Origin of the sequence: Denitratisoma oestradiolicum (assembly GCF_902813185.1) — a bacterium.
Taxonomy (GTDB): Bacteria; Pseudomonadota; Gammaproteobacteria; order Burkholderiales; family Rhodocyclaceae; genus Denitratisoma; species Denitratisoma oestradiolicum.
In genome coordinates this window covers 45,844-65,440 of the sequence record NZ_LR778302.1, presented here as the reverse complement: position 1 = coordinate 65,440, position 19,597 = coordinate 45,844, and the positions used below count along the sequence as shown (strand labels likewise).

Sequence of the window (19,597 nt, the reverse complement as noted above, 5' to 3'; positions counted from 1 at the left end):
ATGAAAACCATCGCCATCGCCAACCAAAAAGGTGGGGTCGGCAAAACGACCGTGGCCCGCAACCTGGCCTTCTTCGGCATCGAACGCGGCTTGCGCGTGCTGTGCGTGGACCTCGATCCGCAAAAGAACTTCAGCAAGACCCTGCGGGCGCTGCGCGAACGCACCCTGGGCGACCAGGGCGACGAGCTGCAATCGCTGACGGGCAGCGCCTTGTTCGACGGTGACGCCATCGAGCTGCGGCCGCTGGCGTGCAGCGAGAATGCCGCGCTGGTGGCCGCTGATCGTGAGCTGGTCGACGTGGCCAGCCGCCCGCTGGAAGACCTACACGGCCCGCGTGCTGCGCTGGCCAAGCTGGCCAGCGACTACGACCTGTGCATCATCGACACGGCTCCCACGCTGGGTAATCCGCTGTACGCCGCACTGATCGCCGCTGACTTCGTGGTGTGTCCCTGCACGATGGACCAGGACGCCATCGACGGGCTGGGCGACCTGTTTGAAGACATCGCCCGCGTGCAGCAACTGGAATGGAATGCCGACCTCGTGACGCTGGGCCTGCTGGCCAACCGCGTCAATACCCGTCGCGCCTTCGACCGTAATGCCCTGGGGCAACTGCGCGACGAGCTGGGCGCCGTGGTGATGGAGGGGGTGCTGTACGACCGCGCCGCGACGCAGTACGCCAAGGATCGGCCGGTGTGGCGCGTGCAAAGCGGCGAAAGCCAAATCCTGGCCGCCCGTGAAATGAAAGCGGTGTGCAGCCAGATCTTCGACAAAGCCGCGATCTAAGAGGACAAGGACATGACCGCAACCGCAACCAACAAGAAGCCTGGCTTGAACCTGGGCAAGCTGTCCGCCGTGGCGCAGATCGCCGTCAAGCCGGTGCAGCCGGCCGATGCCGAAATCGACCTGGAACGCCTCTACAGCGTCAAGCAGGTGCGCAAGACGTTCCGGAACCTGGAGGAGCTGGCCGAGAGCTTCAAGCTGAACGGCATCATCGAGCCGCTGGTGGTGCACGAAGACGCCGATGGCCGCTATCGCATCATCGTAGGCGAGCGCCGCTACCGCGCGGCGCCGCTGGCAGGGCTTACCAAGGCGCCCGTCATCATCAAGAAGGGCCTCACCGAGCTGCAAATCCGCCGGCTGCAAGTCACGGAGAACAACGACCGCGACGACCTGACCGCCTACGAAGAAGCCATGGGCGTGATCGAGGACGTGGAGCAGTACGGCACCAAGGAAGCCATGACGATCTGGAACCGTGGCGAGGCGTGGGTCAGCAAGCGCATGGCCGTGCGCCGCTACGCTGATCCCGTGCGCGCGCTGCTGGAGAACGATCTGTGCGGCGACTTCGAGGTGCTGCACTGCCTGAATCAGATTTACGAGCTGGAGGACTCGCACACCGAGTTCGAGCGCATGCGTCACCGCATGAACGAGGGCCTGCCGCTGTCGCGCGACGAGGCGCGCAATACGCTGTCGCGCATGAAGGCGTGGAAGCAGCAGCAAGACGACATGGCCCAGCGCCGGCTGGAGCTGGCCAACGCGCAGAAGGCCACCGAGAAGGCCCCGGCGAAGACATCGCAAGGGCCGGAGGATCAACGCCAGCGCGAGGCCGAACGGGCCGGGGAGGGCGCTGCCGACGCGGATGATGCGGACCCGGCGCAGAGCGGCCCTGCCAAGGGCGCGCCCAAGAAGGCGGCCCGTCAGGAAAGCTTGCCGTCGATGGAGTTGACGCCCGAGCAGAAGGCGGCGGCCGAGCGGGAGCGCGCGAACGAACGGCTGTTGTCGCTGCGCGATGAGGTCTTTGAGTGGGGCGAAGCCAACCAGGCGCAGTTCTTCAGCATGAAGACGCACATGGAAACCCTCGACCACGGCATGCACGAAACGGAGTGGGTCTTGTGGCAAGGCTTCCTGGCCATGACGCTGCCGATGCTCGAAGGCATCGGCCCCGAGCGGGCCGTGACCTACCTCAAGAAGCTGCAAGGCGAGCTGAAGGGCAAGACGCCTCGCCAGTTGTGGGAAGAAATGCACCCCGACATCGGGCCTGGGCGCTGCGGGGCGCCGGACATGCCCCCCGACTGGCGGTTTTGATCGTGACGGGGCGGCCTCGCGGCCGTCCTTTGTTGAACTTTCGCGCGCGAAATCGGCGCGCCCTTGCATTGGATTGCCGTGATGAGAATCAAACGCCTTGCCCCTCACACTTTCGACTTGGTGGCCGCTGACACCCGCCTGGGTGCGCAGGCGCGCGATATGGCGCGCGCCGTGCTGGTGGATGGACGGGCGCAGGCGGACGTGGCCACCGAGTACGGCATGAGCCGCCAGCGCGTCAATCTGGCCGTGGCGGCCATTGAGCGCGCCTACGTCAAGCTCGCGGCGCCAGGCGAAAGCTCCATCCGCTTCGAGCTGGAGCTTCCCGAGGCCCTGGCGCTGGAGCTGAGCGCGCTGGCCGAGGCCCTGGTGCAATGCCCTGACGCCGAGCGCCGGGGGGCCGCCATCGAGAAGGTGCTGGCCGCTGCGCGTAGCGGCCGCAAGCGGCTGTCCACCTAAACAAATAGTTGCATCCGTAAGCCATTCATGTAAGGGCACCCAGTAATGCTATACAAAAAGTCTGATATACCCTTGATGGACGAACTTATTGCGAACTTGCCCGATTTCCTTGCCAATGGCTACGATGAGGACGTGAGGGCTTTCACGCGCAGCATTCAGGCGAAACCGCAACAAGTTTTTCTCTTTGAGCGTCATTTCGATGCGCTGGCCTTCGACAACCTAATTCACTGGACCGGCACACCTTCACAAGACGCCACACTAGCAAAGGTGGCCGCCAGTGAGGAACAAATGCGCCAGTTCCTAGAGGGGATGGGTCGCCCTTACGAAAGCTACCTGATCGTAACCAACCACGGCACGGAAATTACCTTTGAGGTTGGTTGGCGCGATCAAATGGCTGGTAATGTCGTTTGGGATCGGTGGATTGAAGCGGTAGATGATCCGGTAATGGCATTCGCCAATGCCGGGTTTTTGTTCGATCTTCTGGACTACCAGTGCGCGACGCGACCCACCGAAAAGCCTGAGCCCCCTTTGTATTGCTACCATCCAGAACGCTTTAAGGCGTACCGCGACTATGCGGAGATTGTTGCGAAGTTCTACCGCCAAAAGGTTGAGCCTCAGTCCGGCATGCTGACAGTCCCTCAACTGAATGAAGTGATGCGTGTGGTCTTCACGGAACTCAACCGCCGCTCGATGGATTACCCGCGCCGGCTGAAGGAGTCACACCCCGCTCCCTCTCTTGTCATTGAGGCGGAGGAAACGCTTGCAACCGCTTACGGGCGCTTTGTTCAGGCGGGCCGCCAGATCATGGACTTCCCCCCGGCGCTGACTGAGATGTTGGCCAAGACGGACATCGACGACATCCCCCTGAACAGCATCAAGCTCCCTTATGCATCGCAATACCTCTACTTTGGTCCCCAGGTTGCCTTAGAGCTTGAGCCCGGATGGTTCGTCGATGGTGCATACGTCGAGCAGCGCGGGCTCAGTGGCGATGTGCGATTTACCATCACAGCCGCCCCTGACGATCACTCTCTGTCGCGACAGTGGTATCTGTTTCCCGAGGCCGAATACACCCAGGATTTTGTGGAGAGCTTCCGCTCAATGGATTTGGCCACGGCAATTGATACGGTGTTATCCGACCGCCTGGCTGCTTTGAAGGCTCACCAAGATAGGAATGGCGGTGATATCACCGCTGCCGTGCAGGCCGAGTTCGTCAAGAACGGCGTTGCTATGCCGGATGCCGTGAGGGTCGTTGATGTAGGTCCACAGATGGCTGTGACGCGCGACGAAATCGCCCGCCGCCGGCACCCGATCTACAAAGCTGCGCTGCAATTGGCGGTCAACGCCTTGTGCTACGTTTCCGCTTACCCCGACGATATCGAAACGGTCTGGCCAGAAGGTACGCCGGTTTCCCTCAAGGAAAAGGTTCTTAGTGGGAAGGGTAAGGAGCAGATGCGCGCAAAGTCCAAGCTGGCGGCGCTTGGCTACGTTCCCGTACATATCTGCGGCAAACGTATTGCGGAACAGCGCACTCTTCACGGTATTCATCCGCAGGAGCATGCCCATGTTTCCACCCACTGGCGGCGCGGCCACTGGCGCAACCAGGTGCATGGACCGGCACGGTCGCTGCGGAAGCTTATTTGGGTTATGCCGGTCATTGTCGGCGCGAAAGACCACGACGATCCAGAGGCTGGCCATCTTTACCTAGTCTCGTAAGACTTGTGCTTCGCGCCTTGTTATGTAGTCTTGTTGTGACTACAATAGACATCCAACTGATTGAAGGAGAGTCGCCATGAGCACTGCCGATACTTATGTTCGCGCTCGCATCGACACCAACACGAAAGAGCGTGCGGCCGCTGCCCTGGACGCTATGGGGTTGTCGATTTCCGATGCGATTCGCCTGCTGATGCTTCGGGTGGCCGACGAGCGGCGGTTGCCTTTCGACGTGAAGGTGCCCAATGCCACGACGCGCAAGGCGATTGCCGAACTGGAGGCAGGGAAGGGCGCAAAGTTCGCCAGCGTCGATGCGCTGATGGCCGACCTGCATGCGGACAATTGACCGCTCAAGTGCCTTCAAGCGCGATTACAAACGCGAGGCCAAGGGGCAGCACCGGGCCACGCTCGACGACGCGCTGAAGCCCGTTCTTATGGCCCTTGTGACCGATCAACTCCTTGACGCCCGCTACCGCGATCATGACTTGAGCGGGGCATGGGGTGGCTATCGTGAGTGCCATATCAAGCCCGACCTGTTGCTGATCTACCGCAAGCTCGACGGCGATGTTCTGAGGCTTGCGCGGCTGGGTTCGCACAGCGAGCTTTTCGGATGAGGCGCGCAATGTTGCATCAAGCGCATCCCGAAAAAAGAAATGCCCGGCGAGCAGGCCGGGCACCTCAGGACCATCATCAACCCCTCATGGATCAACGCGCTGGGGAGCGGGCAAAAACACAAGGAGCCAATGTATGAAGAATTCTAGCACAGCAGGCGTTACAGGAACACTCTTCCCGGGCGACGATGCGGCTTTGCCTTCGGGCTCGCGCGCGCCGGCCGACGCTGTGCAAGCGGATCTCTTTGTGGTCCTGGAGACGTTCCACGACTGGCCCGTGAAAGACGACATGTCGTCGATGGAATACCCGATCTTCAGTCTGTCCAAGAATCACGATACGCGCATCCGCCAGTATTCGCGCGGCGGCAAGAGCGTCCGGGTGATTCCTTCGGCCTATGGCGCCGCCACGGTCTTCGACAAGGACATCCTGATCTACTGCATCAGCCAGCTCGTGCGCGCGGCCGACGCCGGCATCCCGATTTCGCGGCGCGTGCGCGTCGACGTGTACCCGTTCCTGGTCGGCACTCGCCGCAGTACAGGCGGTGCCGCCTACGAGCGCGTAGTCGACATGTGCCGCCGGCTGAAGGGCACCACCATCGAGACCAACGTCAAGACCAACGAGAAGGAACAACTCGAAGGCTTCGGGCTGATCGAGGACTACCGCATCACGTCCTACACCAAGAACCAGAAGGGCGCCCTGGAGCTGGAATTGACCATTTCGGACTGGCTCTACCGCGCCGCAATGGACTTCGACATCCTGACGCTGCACCCCGACTACTTCAGCCTCGGGCAAGCCCTGGAGCGCCGACTGTACGAGCTGGCCAGGAAGCACTGTGGCGACAAGGCTTGGTGGGAAATCTCCATCACCCTGCTGCACGAGAAGACCGGCAGCTCGCAGAGCTTGAGGCGGTTCAAGCAAGACCTGAAGGAGATCATCGCCAATGATCCCCTGCCGGATTACCGCATCGCGCTCGACGAGACCACCAAGCCCAACAAGGTGGTTTTCCTGACGCGCGACAACGCCAAGCTGGTGTGCGAGGCCAACCGCGCCGGCCGCTTGTCCTGGGTCTCGTTTTTCCTCCAGAAGACGCTGACGCATTGAGCCTGGCCAGCACCCAGCGCCTCGGCGCGATGACCTGGTTCGTCTATCGCGGTACAGCCCACGTGGAGCCGCCAGTGTTTCGTCTATCGCGGAACATTTGGCTATTTGACAACAGCCCCTTGTTTCGTCTATCGCGGTACGTTTCTATCGTCTATCGCGGTACATTTCCCGAAGGCCGACACCCGCAAAACCCGCATCGGGACGGGCTTTTTAGCCTGATGGCATCGAAACCCCCGTTTTTTGCTGCCAAGCTGACAGCTCCGACACCCGTCGAAACGACTCGTCTATCGCGGTACATTTGGGCGGTTATCCACAGATTTCGGGCTCGCTTCGTCTATCGCGGTACAAACCGTCGTCTATCGCGGAACACTTTTCTCGTCTATCGCGGTACATGGTTCTCGTCTATCGCGGAACACCCATCGCGGAAATTCCGTTGCGCACCAACGACTTACGACCGCTTATCCACAGCGTAACACGCGCGCGCGATTTAACGCCTTCTTATTTAACGCTTTAACGCCGCCGCCTCTTGGGGGGCAAGCCCCCCGCCGGCTCGAACCCGGCCGCAAGCGGCCGTTCCCGCCCGGCATCCCCCCAGGGGCGTTGCCCCTCGGCCTTCGGCCTCACCCATGAATGGCGCGCCGATGGCGCGACCGTTCACGAAGGCCCGGCGCTGCCGGGCCGGTGGTACTCCACCGCCGTGCCAGCACGGTCTAGGTGGCCCAGGCCGGCCGCAAGCGGCCAACCTGAGCTGGCCCGCAAGCGGGCCACCCTACGGGCACCAAGACCCGGTAAATCACGCCCGCCGCGTCCTACGGCCGCGCCGGCCGCTCAACCGGGCGCGCAAGCGCGCCGTGCAGAACCGTTCAAGGTCCACAACCCCTCAAAGCTGGCCAGAAAAGGAAGGGCGAAGCCTTCCGCGACCGGCACCTTACGTCGAAAAGGGCTTTACGGCAGCGCAGGGCGCCCGTGGCTGCGTTTTTCCGCACCTGGCCAGCCCGATCCCTCGCCGACCTCGGAAAAACGGCTTGTAGGGGGCGTCTCAGAAAACGGAATTTAAAGTACGTTAAGGCTTTGGCAGCGACTGTAGCGGCCTGAACTTCCCCGAACCGACCTTGGCGCTGCTGCGCCAGAGGTAATCGCCGGTCAGGTTTTGTAGGCCGTTCTGGACGGCTTTCCTTTCCCGCTGGCGACCGCTGGCCAGCTCGGCGGCCGGGATCGGCCTTGTCTCGTCGCTGTACGCGATAGACGAAGCGCCGCGATTTTCCGCCACTGACCACCTGCGCGCGCTCGCCAGCGGGCCGCGAATTGCGCAGATTTGCCGGTTTTCGCTGGCTGGCGCCTCTCAACAGGCCGCTTTCCGGCCGGCGCCTCGTCTATCGCGTGCTTTTCGTCTTGGCCCCTTCAGCAGCGCACGGCCGGCGGCGGCCGACCTGGTGAATCGAGCTGCCCAGGCGACCGACGCGCTCGCCGTCGTTGTTGTGTTGTTCTGTTGTATGGTGTATATTACAACATACAACAACAAACAACACTTTAACCCGACCTGAAAGGAGTCTTGCCATGGCGAGCGAAGCGATCATCACGGAAGAGTTGATTTGTAAGGCGGCCGAACAACTGGCTGCCGAGGGATTGCGGCCGACGAACGAGACGGTGCGCGAGCTGTTGGCGAAGTGGACCAGCACGAAAGGCGGCAGCTACGCCACCATCGGCCCGGTGCTGCGGGCGTGGAAGGCACGGCGTAAGGCCGCCGAGTCGGCTGAGCCGGTGCGCGAGGCCGCACCCCAGGCGGTGCTCGATAAGGTGCAGGGCTGGGCCACCGAAATGTGGGGTGTGGCCCTGGAGCTGGCCAACGGCCGCCTCGCGTCCGAGCGTGAGGCATTGGAGCGTGCGCGGCTCGATCTGGAGGCCGAGACCGCCGAGGCCCTGGCCCTGGCCGAGAAGCGCGAGGACGAGCGCGACGACGCTCGCCGGCAGATCGCCGAGCTGGCCGACCAGCTCACTACCGCCCAGGCCGAGCGTGAGGCTCAGACCGAGCGGGCGGCAGCGGCCGAGGCAAGGGCGGCCGAGCTGGATAAGCGCGCCCAGGAGCTGCACGACGACGTGAAGGCCGAACGTGCGCGCCGGGACCACGCCGACGAGGCGCGCCGTACCGTGGAGGCTGAGCTGGCGACTCAGCGTGCCGATGGCGCCCGGCTAACGCAGCGGGCGGCCGACCTGGAACGCGAGCTGGAAGCGCACCGCGAGCGTAGCGCCGTTGCGCTCGACCAGGTGCGCGCCGATCTGGAGCGTGTGCAGGAGCAGGGCAAGGCCGACGCGGCGGCCGCGCGTCAAGAGCATGCCGAGGCCCTGGCGGCCCTTCGCAAGCAGCACGAGGGCGAGCTGGTGCGGCTGAAGGACGCCCATCAGCAGGCCATGCACGAGCAGAAGCAGCGCAGCGTCGACGTGATCGGCAAGCTGGAGGCGTCCAAGCAGCGGATGGAATCCGAACTGAACGCCGCGCGGAAGGAGGCGCGCGAGGCGACGGGCCAACTTGGCCGGCTGACCGGCGAGCTGGATGCCCTGCGTACCCAAGTCGCCACCCAGGAGGCGACGATTCGCGGCTTCACGAAGAAGGGTGATAAGTGATGGCAGAGAAGACGAGGATTGCCTGGACGGATAGCACTTTCAACCCGTGGATCGGATGCACGAAAGTGGGGTTGGGTTGCGATCATTGTTATGCCGAGGCACTGATGGACAAGCGCTGGCACCGCGTTTCCTGGGGAAGCGGCCAGCCGCGCCAGCGCACCAGCGCCGCGAACTGGCGCCAACCGTTGCTGTGGGAGAGGGGGCACGAGGCGTTCGCACTGATGCATGGTCGCCGCCGTCGGGTCTTCTGCGCGAGCTTGGCTGACGTGTTCGACAACGAGGCACCGGACGCTTGGCGCGCTGACCTGTTCGCGCTGATCGAGCGCACCCCACACTTGGACTGGTTGCTGTTGACCAAACGTATCGGCAACGTCCGTACCATGGCGCCGGCCGCCGGCCTACCTGCGAATGTATGGCTTGGCGCAACGATGGTGAATCAATCCGAGTACGACCGCGACGTACATAAGTTGCTGGCCGTGGAGGCGAGCGTTCGATTTGTGAGCGTTGAGCCGATGGTAGGCGCGATCACGGGCGGCGATGCACTGACCGGTGTGGACTGGGTGATTGTGGGCGGCGAAAGTGGTTTCGGTGCGCGCCCGATTCAGCGCGGATGGATCGACAGCCTACGGCGTGAGTGTGCTTCGGCCGGCGTGGCCTTCTTCTTTAAGCAGTGGGGCGGACCGACGTCGACGGCCAGGGGCTGCGTGCTGGACGGCGCAGAGTTCAAATCCTGGCCCACTGCCGCACCAGTTCGCCCAGCACCCCGCCAAGACGCGCCCGTCTGGTAACTGGAGTCATCTTTCGCGCGCGAAAGCGACTTCAAGCCACGGGCCGCAGGTCTTCGACCGTTCGCGGGCCGGCTTCCTTGATGAGCTGCGCCAGTTGTGCGCGCAGCGCCGGATCGTTCAGCCCGTTCTCCGCGTGTTCGAGCGCATTGCGCAGCCACCAGCCGCGCTTGCAGCCCGAAAGCGTCTCCAGTGCCTTCAGGGTTGCCCGGTACAGGCCGAAGCCGGTTTTGTAATTGGCGGGTGCTTGCATTGTTGATGCCTTTCTATGCTTTCACGATGCTTTCATTTTATCGCGTTACGCTATTGACGGTCAATAGTTCGCGGGGTAGAATAACGGCATTGCTTCAGTGATGGAGCGATGCCCCGGCAGGGGTGACGGTGAGCAGACCAGACCCCAGCCGTTTAGACCATCTTCAACCCTTCCGCATAAGGACAGCGACCATGCAAACCGCCCAGGCCGACACCACCACACAAGCCACGGATTACCCGCAATGGGTGATTGTTGAGAACGCCGGCACCGATACCGAAGACGTGTGGAGCGACCACCACACGTTCAAGGCCGCGCTGAAGGAGCTGGAGAGTTGCGGCGGGACGGATAACGGCTTCGACCTGATGAAGCGCCTCCCCGATGGCACCCTGACCACGGAATTCTGACCCCATGCGCTGCATCGACCTCTTTGCCGGGGCCGGTGGCTTCACCGAAGGCGCGCGCCTGGCCGGCGCGCGCGTCGTGTGGGCCGCAAACCATTGGCCGCTGGCCGTTCAGTACCACCAGACCAACCACCCGGATACTTGGCACGAGTGCCAAGACCTCCAGCAAGCCGACTGGCGCGCGGTGCCCGCGCATGATGTCGTGCTGGCTTCGCCAGCCTGCCAAGGGCATTCGCGGGCAAGGGGCCGCGAGCGGCCGCATCATGACGCGCTGCGCAGCACGGCTTGGGCCGTGGTGGCTTGCGCGGAATACCATCGCAGCCCGGTAATCCTGGTCGAGAACGTGCCCGACTTCGAGAAGTGGGTTCTCTACCCGGCTTGGCGCGATGCGCTGCGCCGGCTGGGCTACGCCGTCTCGCCGCATCTTGTCGATGCAGCGGATCATGGCGTGCCGCAGAATCGGCAGCGTCTGTTCCTGGTCTGCACGCGCTCGCGGCGGCCGCTACGCTTGTCGCTGCCGCGCCGCACGCACCGGCCCATTGCCGACGTGATCCAGTGGGATGCCCATCCGTGGAGCCCGATCCTCACGCCCAGGCGCAGCGAAAAGACCTTGCGCCAGATCGCGGTGGGTCGCGCCGCCCACGGCGACCGCTTCCTGATTCCTTACTATTCCAGCGGGAGCGGTTTGACCGGCCGTAGCATTCACCGGCCGGTCGGCACTATTACGACACGCGACCGTTGGGCGGTGATTGAGGGTGACAGGATGCGGATGCTCGCGGTGCCCGAGGCGCGCGGTGCGATGAGCTTCCCGCCGTCCTACGTGCTGCCGAGTGTTCACCGTGATGCCATGCACTTGCTTGGTAATGCCGTCTGTCCTGTGGTGGCCGCGGATTTCCTCAATGAGCTGCGCTTGGCGGCTTGATTGTCTTCCTGGGGCCTTCGCCTCCTTGCCCGGTCCTGATCGACCCCGGACCCCCTTGGCGTCTCCCCTGCGGGGCCGGGCTTTCGTGCTGCGCATCGAGCCGTCGACCGGCGAGCCGGTCTAGTCTCGCCCCTGGCGGGCTTCAATCCCTGACGCCTTCGCGCCTGCGGCGCTGCGCGCTGCGCTTGCCTCCTGGGGGATCGCTACGCGAACCCCCGCCGCGCGGGCTTGGCGTCCCCCTGGGGCGCCGGACAGGGCGAGCCCTGACCGGCTGGGCCTGGCGGCCTGGTCGGGCGACTTTCGCGCGCGAAAGTCGGGAACGTGGATCTGAATCCGTGGTGTGCCGGCGCTGGTGCGCTGAATCCGCTTCGCGCGGGGCCGCACTGCACCGCTCCCTTCGCCTTGATTCGTCGTCATGGTGCCCTCCGGCCGGGCTTCTCCGGTCAAGGGCCGGGCTGCGCCCTGAAATCCTCACCCGTTCGGTGCTCGCCTGCGGCTGCGCTCCGCGTGCGGCTTCCGGTTTCACCCTTGACCGCGCCCGTCCTGCGTGCCCCTGGACGCCGAGGCGATAGGTAGACGGTGCAGTGCAAAGGCCGGCCCCGCGCTCCGCTGGCCATGTGGGTGCTCGAAGGGGGTAGGGGAGCATGCGCCCCTGCGGGGCGACGAACGGCGAGACCTTGGGGGCCTGTTCCGGCCCCCAAACCCCGACCCGAGGGCTCCAGGTTCCGGTCGGCAGGGGGAGAAGCGCAAGGCCGGGAGGGGCAAAAAAAGATGGGTTTTTCTTCGTCAAACTATTGACGGTCAATAGTTTTATGGTAGAATATGCCTCATGGTGTAGGAACAAAGAACGGTTCTTCACCAGGTACTCAAGACCTGTCATCAACCCAGCAAAGGAGCTTCGATCATGGCCAGCATCAACACCTTCACCATCGTGGGCAATGTCACCAAGGACGTGGAGCTGCGCTACACGCCCAGCGGCACGCCCGCTGTGACCTTCACCGTTGCCGTGGATAACGTCTATTACGACCGCGACGGCAAGAAGCACGAGGAAACCGACTTCATTCCCGTCACCACCTACGGCAAGCAGGCCGAGAACGACGCCAAGTTTCTGAAGAAGGGTTCCATGGTGGCCGTGATGGGCCGGATTCGGAGCTGGTACAAGGCCGACGAGCGCAAGGGTGGCTTCAACTTCGAGGCCGAGAACGTGCAATACCTGAGCCGCGCTGGTAACGGTGGCCGCCAAGGCGGCGAGGCTGGCCCGCAAAAGGCCCAGGGTGCCGAGGGGCACGACGACTGGATGCGCGACTACGACCGCGCCGAGCAGTCCGGCAACCCTGGCCGGCGCCGCTGATTTTCCGCCCTGGCGCGCCAGGCGAGCAGGCCGATGCGCCAGTCCTTCAACCCCTAGACCGTCATCAACTCCCAGGAGAACACAAATGCAACTCGCAAGCCGCTTCCGCAACGCCACCGGCACCCGTGCTGATCGTCCGCTGTCCGACGAGGAAATCCGCGCCGTGGCCCCCTCGATCTTCGCTGAGGCCGCCCACGAAAGCCGCTCTTCGCGGTACACCTACATTCCGACCATCGACGTGCTGAATGGCCTGCGCCGCGAGGGCTTCCAGCCCTTCATGGCTTGCCAAACCCGTGTCCGCGACGACGGCAAGCGCGAGCACACCAAGCACATGATCCGCCTGCGTCACGCCGACCAGATCGCCGGCCGGGAGGCGAACGAAATCATCCTGCTGAACAGCCACGACGGCACGAGCAGCTATCAGATGCTCGCCGGCATGTTCCGCTTCGTCTGCCAGAACGGCATGGTGTGCGGCGAGACGACGAACGATATTCGGGTGCGCCATAACGGCGACGTGGTGGGCGAAGTCATCGAAGGCGCCTTCAAGGTGCTGGATAGCTTCGAGACCATCGGCGAGCAGCGCGAAGCCATGCAGGCGTTGACGGTCAATCCCGGCGAGCAGGCCGCCTTTGCCCGTGCTGCGCTGATGCTCAAGTACGACGAGGACGCAGGCGCCGCGCCGGTCACTGAAACCCAGGTGCTGGCCCCGCGCCGCTTCGAGGACCGCCGCGACGATATGTGGACCACGTTCAATCGCGTGCAAGAGAACTTGCTGAAAGGTGGCTTGCGCGGCCGCAACCGTGCCGGCCGGACCACGACCACGCGCCCGGTCAATGGCATTGACCAGAATGTGAAGCTCAACCGCGCCTTGTGGGTGCTGGCTGAAGAAATGCGCCGCCTGAAGGGCTAACCCGAGCCGCCCGGCCACGCTGTACGCGCGGCCGGGCCTCCCTCCCGCCACTACACGAAGGACGACACCATGAGCAGCCACCACGAATGGGCCGCGGAAGTCACCGCCCGGCACGACGCGCAAAAGCCCTATGCACCCGAGAACGGCCAGCCCTTGCGGTTCAAAGCCGGCGATCCGGTGATCTACACGAACCCGGCGGGCATTGAGTTTCCCTTGCGCGTCACCGGCTTCTATCAGCGCCCGGCTTCGCCGTGCGGCCAGTACGCGAACGGCGCGCGCTACCTGCTGGACTGGGATTGCCCGTGGTTCCCGGTTCCTGAATCCCGCTTGCGCCTGGACGAATCCCGCGCCGTGCCCGAGCTGGATGCCGCCGCTGCGATCCGCTGACGCACACCAGGGCGAGCAGGCCCGCGCGTGCGCGTCACCCTTAGACCATCCAACCCAAGGATATGGCCATGAGCAAGACCACCACCGACACCGCCACCAACGAACTGATTCGCCACGCCATCGCCGCATGGGGTTACTTGGTGCGCTGGGGTTCCCGCCTGACCCTAGCCGAGTTCGCGGCCGCGATCCGCCGCCACTCGACCCATGGGCGCGCCGAGACCCTGGCCGCCGCGCTCGAATCGGCCACGGGCTTTGTGGCCCGCGACTGGCGCGGCTTCCGCGCCAACTGGCAATGCTGATGACCCCCGCCCGCCTGCGCGGGCGGGCGCTCTTGGGGCTGCGCCCCGCCGCGCGGCATCCTGCTGCGCTAGGCCGGTACGGCTTCGCCGTCCCGGCGTGGCCCTTCTCCGGGTGTTCAGCGTGGGCGTGAGAGCTGGCCAGGGCTTCGGTTCCCGCAAGCCGAAACGTGGGCTTTGCCTGGCGTGTGCAAAGCGCGGCATGACGCAATGGCGGGCCACGGCTACGGGAATGCTCCGCTGGTGCCAGTATTGCCAGCACAGCGAAGGGCAGGGCGTCTATGACCTGTTACACCAGAATTCCCGCCGTCGTTAGGGCGTCTCCCCTGCGGGGCCGGGCTTTCGTGCTGCGCATCGAGCCGTCGACCGGCGAGCCGGTCTAGTCTCGCCCCTGGCGGGCTTCAATCCCTGACGCCTTCGCGCCTGCGGCGCTGCGCGCTGCGCTTGCCTCCTGGGGGATCGCTACGCGAACCCCCGCCGCGCGGGCTTGGCGTCCCCCTGGGGCGCCGGACAGGGCGAGCCCTGACCGGCTGGGCCTGGCGGCCTGGTCGGGCGACTTTCGCGCGCGAAAGTCGGGAACGTGGATCTGAATCCGTGGTGTGCCGGCGCTGGTGCGCTGAATCCGCTTCGCGCGGGGCCGCACTGCACCGCTCCCTTCGCCTTGATTCGTCGTCATGGTGCCCTCCGGCCGGGCTTCTCCGGTCAAGGGCCGGGCTGCGCCCTGAAATCCTCACCCGTTCGGTGCTCGCCTGCGGCTGCGCTCCGCGTGCGGCTTCCGGTTTCACCCTTGACCGCGCCCGTCCTGCGTGCCCCTGGACGCCGAGGCGATAGGTAGACGGTGCAGTGCAAAGGCCGGCCCCGCGCTCCGCTGGCCATGTGGGTGCTCGAAGGGGGTAGGGGAGCATGCGCCCCTGCGGGGCGACGAACGGCGAGACCTTGGGGGCCTGTTCCGGCCCCCAAACCCCGGCCCGAGGGCTCCAGGTTCCGGTCGGCAGGGGAAAAGCGCAAGGCCGGGAGGGTGCAAAAAAAGATGGTTTTTCTTCGTCAAACTATTGACGGTCAATAGTTCGCGGGGTAGAATGACGGCATTGCTTCAGTGATGGAGCGATGCCCCGGCAGGGGTGACGGTGAGCAGACCAGACCCCAGCCGCTTAGACCATCTTCAACCCGTTTCACGAGGAAGACCGACATGCAGACCATGACCGCCACCTATTCGCCCGATGACAACAAGCTGCGCCTTTACAGCTCTTCGCGCCTGGACAGCGCGACCTATGAGCGCGTGAAGGCGGCCGGTTTCAAGTGGGCACCGCGTCAAGAGCTTTTCGTGGCGCCGATGTGGACGCCGGCCCGCGAAGACCTGTTGCTTGAGCTGTGCGGCGAGATTGGCGACGAGGATACAAGCTTGGTTGAGCGCGCCGAGGAACGCGCCGACCGGTTCGGCGACTACAGCGACAAGCGCGCCAGTGATGCCGAGTCGGCCCGCAGGGCTGTTTCCTCCATCGCTGACGGCATCCCCTTCGGTCAGCCGATCCTGGTGGGGCACCACAGCGAGCGCCGCGCGCGCAAGGATGCCGAGCGGATCGAGAACGGCATGCGCCGTGCCGTGAAGATGTGGGAAACGTCGGAATACTGGAAGCACCGTGCAGCCGGCGCCCTGCGCCATGCGAAATACAAGGAATTGCCGGCCGTCCGGCATCGCCGCATCAAGGGCCTGGAGGCCGACAAGCGCAAACAGGAGCGCGCGATTGCCGAGGCGGAACAGTTCCTGAAGCATTGGCGCGCCGAGGGCCTGACGCTCGACCAGGCCAAGGCCATCGCCAACTATGACCACATTTCCCGCTGCTTCAGCCTGACCGACTATCCGCGCAACCCGCCGGCTTCGCAGTACGAAGGCGCCATGTCTCTTTGGTCCGCCCTCGATGGCGGCATCATCGACGCCGCGCAGGCCCGCGATATCGCCATCCCTGCCCATGAGCGCACGATGGCATGGGCGCGCCGCTGGCTGGAGCACTACGAGAACCGCATCGGCTACGAACGCGCCATGCTGGACGAGCAAGGCGGCCTGAAGGCCGAGGGCCAGGACATCCAGCCCGGCGGGCGTGTCCTGATTGATAACGAATGGCTGATCGTGGTCCGCGTCAACAAGAAGGACGGCAAGCCCGTGAGCGTCACCACCAACGCGCGTTATGTGCGCGTGCGCGGCATCGAGGAAATCAAGGAATACCAGGCCCCGACCGCCGAACAGGCCGCCTTGGTCGAGAAGGCCACCAAGCTGCCGCCCTTGGTGAACTATCCGGGCGAAGGCTTTGCCCATATGACCAAGGCCGAATATGACCGCGTGCCCAAGGACTACAAAGGCACCAACAAGATCAAGGCCACGGACACGGCCGGCGCGCATCGCGTCCGCACCTGCATGGGCTGCTACTGCATGCCGAAGGAATCGGACTTCAACAAGCGCCATTCCTACCCCAATGTTTTCATCACCGACGCCAAGCGCGTCGATCCGCCGGCGGCCGTGGCCGCCGAGCCGGTGAAACTGGAGCGAGTGCCGGCGGCCGTGGAGCCCTGCGGCTACCAGACCACCGCGACGACGTGCAGCAAGCCCAACGTCGCCGGCCATCAGGCCATCGACTGCGCCACTTGCGAGACCGGCACCGCGCAGAATGAAGCCGCCAAGGCGGCGGCCGAGAACCCGGCCGCAGCCTTCCAGGCTATGCGCGACCAGCTCAAGGCCGGCGGGGTGCAGGTTGTGAGCGCCCCGCAGCTCTTCCCCACCCCGGCGCGCCTGGCTGCGCGCATGGTGGAACTGGCCGACATCGAGCCCGGAATGCGCGTGCTGGAGCCGAGCGCCGGCACTGGTCGCATTCTCGACCAGTTGCCCGAGGGCTGCGAAGTGGTGGCCGTGGAGATTAACGCCTCTTTGGGCGGCCGCCTCGATGCGACCCGCCGCGCCGTGGTGATCGGTGACTTCCTGCAATGCACGCCCGAAACCCTGTGGGGATCATTCGACCGCATTCTGATGAATCCGCCCTTTGCGAACGCCGACGACATCAAGCATATCCGCCACGCCCTGGCCTTCCTGAAGCCGGGCGGCAAGCTGGTGGCGATCTGCGCCAATGGGCCGCGCCAGAACGCCCAGCTCCGGCCGCTGGTGGAGCAGCGCGGCGGCGAATGGGAAGACCTGCCGCCCGACACCTTCGCGGACTCCGGCACCGCCGTGAACATCGCTCTTTTCACCTTGACCGCCTGACCCACCACCACACGCCCCGGCTTCGCCGGGGCCTCTCAGGGAGTACGCACCATGCACCCGATTTTCATGCCTTGGGTTGACCTGCTGCCGGAGGTGGGCGACCCGATCCGCAACGACCGCGACCACCTGGCCGCCGCGCTCGCCGATGCCGAGCTGCTGGAGAAGCGCGCGGCCGCGCTGCGCGAGACCGTGCGCGCTGGGCGCGCGGCCCTTCTGGATCGCATCTTGACCCGCTGGACCATGCGCGACATCGAGCAGGCCGCGACGGCGGCCGGCGAGCAGGGCCAGCCCTTCCCGCCGGCCTTCGTGCCTGATCCTGTCTTGCGCGAGGCGCTGCGCGCCCTGGATGGCGCGGCTTCCCCGCTCGACATCCTGCGCGCCTTCACCGCTGGCCGCGTGATCCGCCAGCACAACCTTTTCAGCACGGCGACAGCGGCCGAGCGTGACGAGACCCTGCACCGCGTCATGGACTGGTGGAACTATGGCGCCGTGCCCCTCCTGGCCCGGCTGGACGGGTAGGGGAGGGCGGCACCATGTCGACCGAGGACGACGCCAAGAACAAGGCTATCGACGATGAGGCCGCCGCCCTGGTGGCGGCCGTCGCGCCGGCTGCCGTCGCGGCGCTGATCGCCCGGTATTCCGAGGCGGAACACGTCGGCATCCGCTCGAACTGGTACGAGCTGGACCCGCATTCCGCGCGGCGCGTGCCGGTGGCACCCGCCGCGCGTGCGGGCTACCTGGCCAAGCTGATCGACTCGAACCAAGCCGAGCTTCAGCGCGACATTGCCCGTTACAACGATCTGCGCGCGCGCGGGCTGGCCGCCCTTTCCCGCTGCGACATTCTCATTTCCAGCGGTGGGCGCCCACTTGAGGCCCTGCGCTGCGCGCTGGACCTCAAGACCGCCCATATTTCCTATCACCTGTCGATTCTGGTGCGGCTCGCCCTGGAGCTGGAAGACGCCCACGCCGCGCAGGCCCGCACTATCCGGCCGGCGCCGGCCGCTGTGCCCGCGCCGACGGCGGCCCGGGCCGCCGTCGATATGTCCGCCTTCCGGCCCGGTGTTCGCTGCGAAATCGTCGCCGCTTCACACCCGTCCGCGTCCCGTGACGTGGGCAAGCGGGTGATCGTGGATCGCGCCAATCCTGAATACGGTTCCGTTTGGGCGCACGATGACAAGCCCGTGACCTACCGCACCGACCGCGCCGGCCGGCGCGTGGTGGACCACGATCCGCGCTGCATTCAGACGATCTACGGCGTGGACCAGCTCCGGGTGCTGCCGTGATGGGCGCGCGGCGGTGGCGCGCCGGCTGCTGCTGGCAGCGGCCCGCCTTCGGCGGGCTGGGGTCGCGGGCCTGTCGGCCCGCCGCTATGCCCGGTTCTGGCGAGCGCGCTACCGCGCGCTGCTTGGCCGGGCTTTCTCCCTTGGCGCTGTTGCGGCTGCTGTTTGGCCTTCCTTCCCTCTTGTGTGGCTTCCTATGCCTGTTTCTTGCCTTCCGGGCGAATCGTCCCGCTACGCGGGCCGACCGGGCTGCTCCAGGTTCGCGCATTCGCGCTCATCCCCGCGTTGCGGGGACTGCTGCGCAGCCTTGCACATCCCTTTCGCTTGCGCCCTCCGGGCGCTTACCGCCTTGCCAACCTGGCCGCCTTCCCCCGACCGTTCGCGTGGTCGCGGTGGCTGCTCGAAGTTACCCGCCTTCTTTGTCGGCACTACCCGCCGAGTGGTGGCGCCATGCGTCCTTTCGCGGCTTCCCGATCTGGCCGCCCATCGCCTTCGTCGGCCTCGCCGGCAGCGGCGCTAGAGACCTGCCCGCAAGCGGGCAGGGCAGGGCTTGGGTGCCAGTTCGTCCGCTCGCTGCGGGGCGCCTGCGGCGCCGCTTCGCGCGCCCCTTCGCCCGGTCCCTCCCTGCGATCGGGCTGCGGCCTCGGCTGCGCCTTGGCGATCGGTCATCCTGTCACGTCGCCCTGCACCGCGCCGAAACCCTGCCGGCGCCCTTCGGGCCGACCGCCTGCGGCGACTTTGCGAGGCGGCCAGATCGGTCCGCTACCCGCCAAAGGAGATCCACATGAATGCGCCCCTTCCTCCCTGCTCCCGCGTCCGCGCCGACCAGCTCCGCGAAGTCCTGCGCTACTGCGCCCGCCGTCCCTACCGTCGCCCCTGCATCATCGCCGGCCCCCTCGGTGGCCACTTCGTTGCCGTCTGACGCGGCGACGCCGCCGGCCGGCGGCGTCTTGGGCTTCGCCTGAAGTGAGCTTTCGCGCGCGAAAGCTGGACAACTGCACGAAGGGGTCCGTGGTGTGCAGAGGGTAGGGATTGCCTGTCACTTCAAAGGGTGTCAGTTCGTTCTCGCCGTCAAGGGCTGCGCGCCCTGGCGGGCGCTTGCGGCCGATGGCCGTTTCACCCTTGACCGCTGCGCTGCGAACCGATCCAGAGGAAGTAGGCAATCCCGCCCACTTCCTG

20 protein-coding genes are annotated in these 19,597 nt (G+C 65.2%); 19 read left to right on the top strand and 1 reads right to left on the bottom strand.

The window, feature by feature from the left end; all coding sequences use genetic code 11:
- From DENOEST_RS19485 to DENOEST_RS19445, 9 genes are all read left to right on the top strand, one after another.
- Nucleotides 1-783 carry a ParA family protein gene (locus DENOEST_RS19485; RefSeq protein WP_183148377.1) on the top strand — a complete coding sequence of 261 codons (783 nt, stop codon included), beginning with the start codon at nucleotides 1-3 and terminating at the stop codon, nucleotides 781-783.
- Nucleotides 784-795: 12 nt separating this feature from the next.
- On the top strand, nucleotides 796-2,082 hold the full coding sequence (locus tag DENOEST_RS19480) for a ParB/RepB/Spo0J family partition protein (RefSeq protein WP_183148376.1): 1,287 nt from the start codon (nucleotides 796-798) through the stop codon (nucleotides 2,080-2,082).
- An 81-nt stretch (nucleotides 2,083-2,163) separates the two neighbouring features.
- Nucleotides 2,164-2,538, top strand: a complete 375-nt coding sequence (locus DENOEST_RS19475) for a TrfB-related DNA-binding protein (RefSeq protein WP_183148375.1) — start codon at nucleotides 2,164-2,166, stop codon at nucleotides 2,536-2,538.
- A gap of 72 nt (nucleotides 2,539-2,610) precedes the next feature.
- Nucleotides 2,611-4,251 carry a hypothetical protein gene (locus DENOEST_RS19470; RefSeq protein ID WP_183148374.1) on the top strand — a complete coding sequence of 547 codons (1,641 nt, stop codon included), beginning with the start codon at nucleotides 2,611-2,613 and terminating at the stop codon, nucleotides 4,249-4,251.
- Between the two features lie 76 nt (nucleotides 4,252-4,327).
- Nucleotides 4,328-4,594, top strand: a complete 267-nt coding sequence (locus DENOEST_RS19465; RefSeq protein ID WP_183148373.1) for a type II toxin-antitoxin system RelB/DinJ family antitoxin — start codon at nucleotides 4,328-4,330, stop codon at nucleotides 4,592-4,594.
- Nucleotides 4,581-4,862, top strand: a complete 282-nt coding sequence (locus DENOEST_RS19460; protein WP_183148372.1) for a type II toxin-antitoxin system YafQ family toxin — start codon at nucleotides 4,581-4,583, stop codon at nucleotides 4,860-4,862. Before DENOEST_RS19465 ends, DENOEST_RS19460 begins: the two co-directional genes overlap by 14 nt.
- Before the next feature lie 133 nt (nucleotides 4,863-4,995).
- Nucleotides 4,996-5,961 (top strand): replication initiator protein A, encoded by a 966-nt coding sequence (locus tag DENOEST_RS19455; protein ID WP_183148371.1) that lies wholly within the window; start codon nucleotides 4,996-4,998, stop codon nucleotides 5,959-5,961.
- Nucleotides 5,962-7,518: 1,557 nt separating this feature from the next.
- Complete coding sequence (locus DENOEST_RS19450; RefSeq protein WP_183148370.1) at nucleotides 7,519-8,583, top strand: DNA-binding protein; 1,065 nt, start codon at nucleotides 7,519-7,521, stop codon at nucleotides 8,581-8,583.
- Nucleotides 8,583-9,371, top strand: coding sequence for a DUF5131 family protein (locus DENOEST_RS19445; RefSeq protein WP_183148369.1), 789 nt, complete (start codon nucleotides 8,583-8,585; stop codon nucleotides 9,369-9,371). Before DENOEST_RS19450 ends, DENOEST_RS19445 begins: the two co-directional genes overlap by 1 nt.
- 31 nt (nucleotides 9,372-9,402) lie before the next feature.
- Here DENOEST_RS19445 and DENOEST_RS19440 read toward each other — a convergent pair whose 3' ends face one another.
- Nucleotides 9,403-9,621, bottom strand: coding sequence for a hypothetical protein (locus DENOEST_RS19440; RefSeq protein ID WP_183148368.1), 219 nt, complete (start codon nucleotides 9,619-9,621; stop codon nucleotides 9,403-9,405).
- Nucleotides 9,622-9,812: 191 nt separating this feature from the next.
- Here DENOEST_RS19440 and DENOEST_RS19435 point away from each other — a divergent pair, with 191 nt between their 5' ends.
- From DENOEST_RS19435 to DENOEST_RS19390, 10 genes are all read left to right on the top strand, one after another.
- Nucleotides 9,813-10,025, top strand: a complete 213-nt coding sequence (locus DENOEST_RS19435) for a hypothetical protein (protein WP_183148367.1) — start codon at nucleotides 9,813-9,815, stop codon at nucleotides 10,023-10,025.
- Nucleotides 10,026-10,029: 4 nt separating this feature from the next.
- Nucleotides 10,030-10,944 (top strand): DNA cytosine methyltransferase, encoded by a 915-nt coding sequence (locus DENOEST_RS19430; protein WP_183148366.1) that lies wholly within the window; start codon nucleotides 10,030-10,032, stop codon nucleotides 10,942-10,944.
- Nucleotides 10,945-11,848: 904 nt separating this feature from the next.
- The gene (locus tag DENOEST_RS19425; protein ID WP_183148365.1) at nucleotides 11,849-12,295 is read left to right on the top strand and encodes a single-stranded DNA-binding protein; all 447 of its coding nucleotides are present in this window, start codon (nucleotides 11,849-11,851) and stop codon (nucleotides 12,293-12,295) included.
- Between the two features lie 85 nt (nucleotides 12,296-12,380).
- A complete protein-coding gene (locus DENOEST_RS19420; protein ID WP_183148364.1) occupies nucleotides 12,381-13,205 on the top strand; it encodes a DUF932 domain-containing protein in 825 nt (274 codons plus the stop codon).
- Between the two features lie 69 nt (nucleotides 13,206-13,274).
- The gene (locus tag DENOEST_RS19415; RefSeq protein ID WP_183148363.1) at nucleotides 13,275-13,592 is read left to right on the top strand and encodes a hypothetical protein; all 318 of its coding nucleotides are present in this window, start codon (nucleotides 13,275-13,277) and stop codon (nucleotides 13,590-13,592) included.
- A gap of 68 nt (nucleotides 13,593-13,660) precedes the next feature.
- On the top strand, nucleotides 13,661-13,891 hold the full coding sequence (locus DENOEST_RS19410; protein WP_183148362.1) for a hypothetical protein: 231 nt from the start codon (nucleotides 13,661-13,663) through the stop codon (nucleotides 13,889-13,891).
- A 1,186-nt stretch (nucleotides 13,892-15,077) separates the two neighbouring features.
- On the top strand, nucleotides 15,078-17,138 hold the full coding sequence (locus tag DENOEST_RS19405; RefSeq protein ID WP_183148361.1) for a DUF3560 domain-containing protein: 2,061 nt from the start codon (nucleotides 15,078-15,080) through the stop codon (nucleotides 17,136-17,138).
- 51 nt (nucleotides 17,139-17,189) lie between these two features.
- Nucleotides 17,190-17,657: a stable inheritance protein KleA gene (gene kleA, locus DENOEST_RS19400; RefSeq protein WP_183148360.1), complete on the top strand. Its 468-nt coding sequence runs from the start codon at nucleotides 17,190-17,192 to the stop codon at nucleotides 17,655-17,657.
- Between the two features lie 14 nt (nucleotides 17,658-17,671).
- Nucleotides 17,672-18,421 (top strand): hypothetical protein, encoded by a 750-nt coding sequence (locus tag DENOEST_RS20360; RefSeq protein WP_232096611.1) that lies wholly within the window; start codon nucleotides 17,672-17,674, stop codon nucleotides 18,419-18,421.
- 781 nt (nucleotides 18,422-19,202) lie between these two features.
- Nucleotides 19,203-19,340: a hypothetical protein gene (locus DENOEST_RS19390; RefSeq protein ID WP_183148359.1), complete on the top strand. Its 138-nt coding sequence runs from the start codon at nucleotides 19,203-19,205 to the stop codon at nucleotides 19,338-19,340.
- The last annotated feature ends 257 nt before the right edge of the window (nucleotides 19,341-19,597 follow it).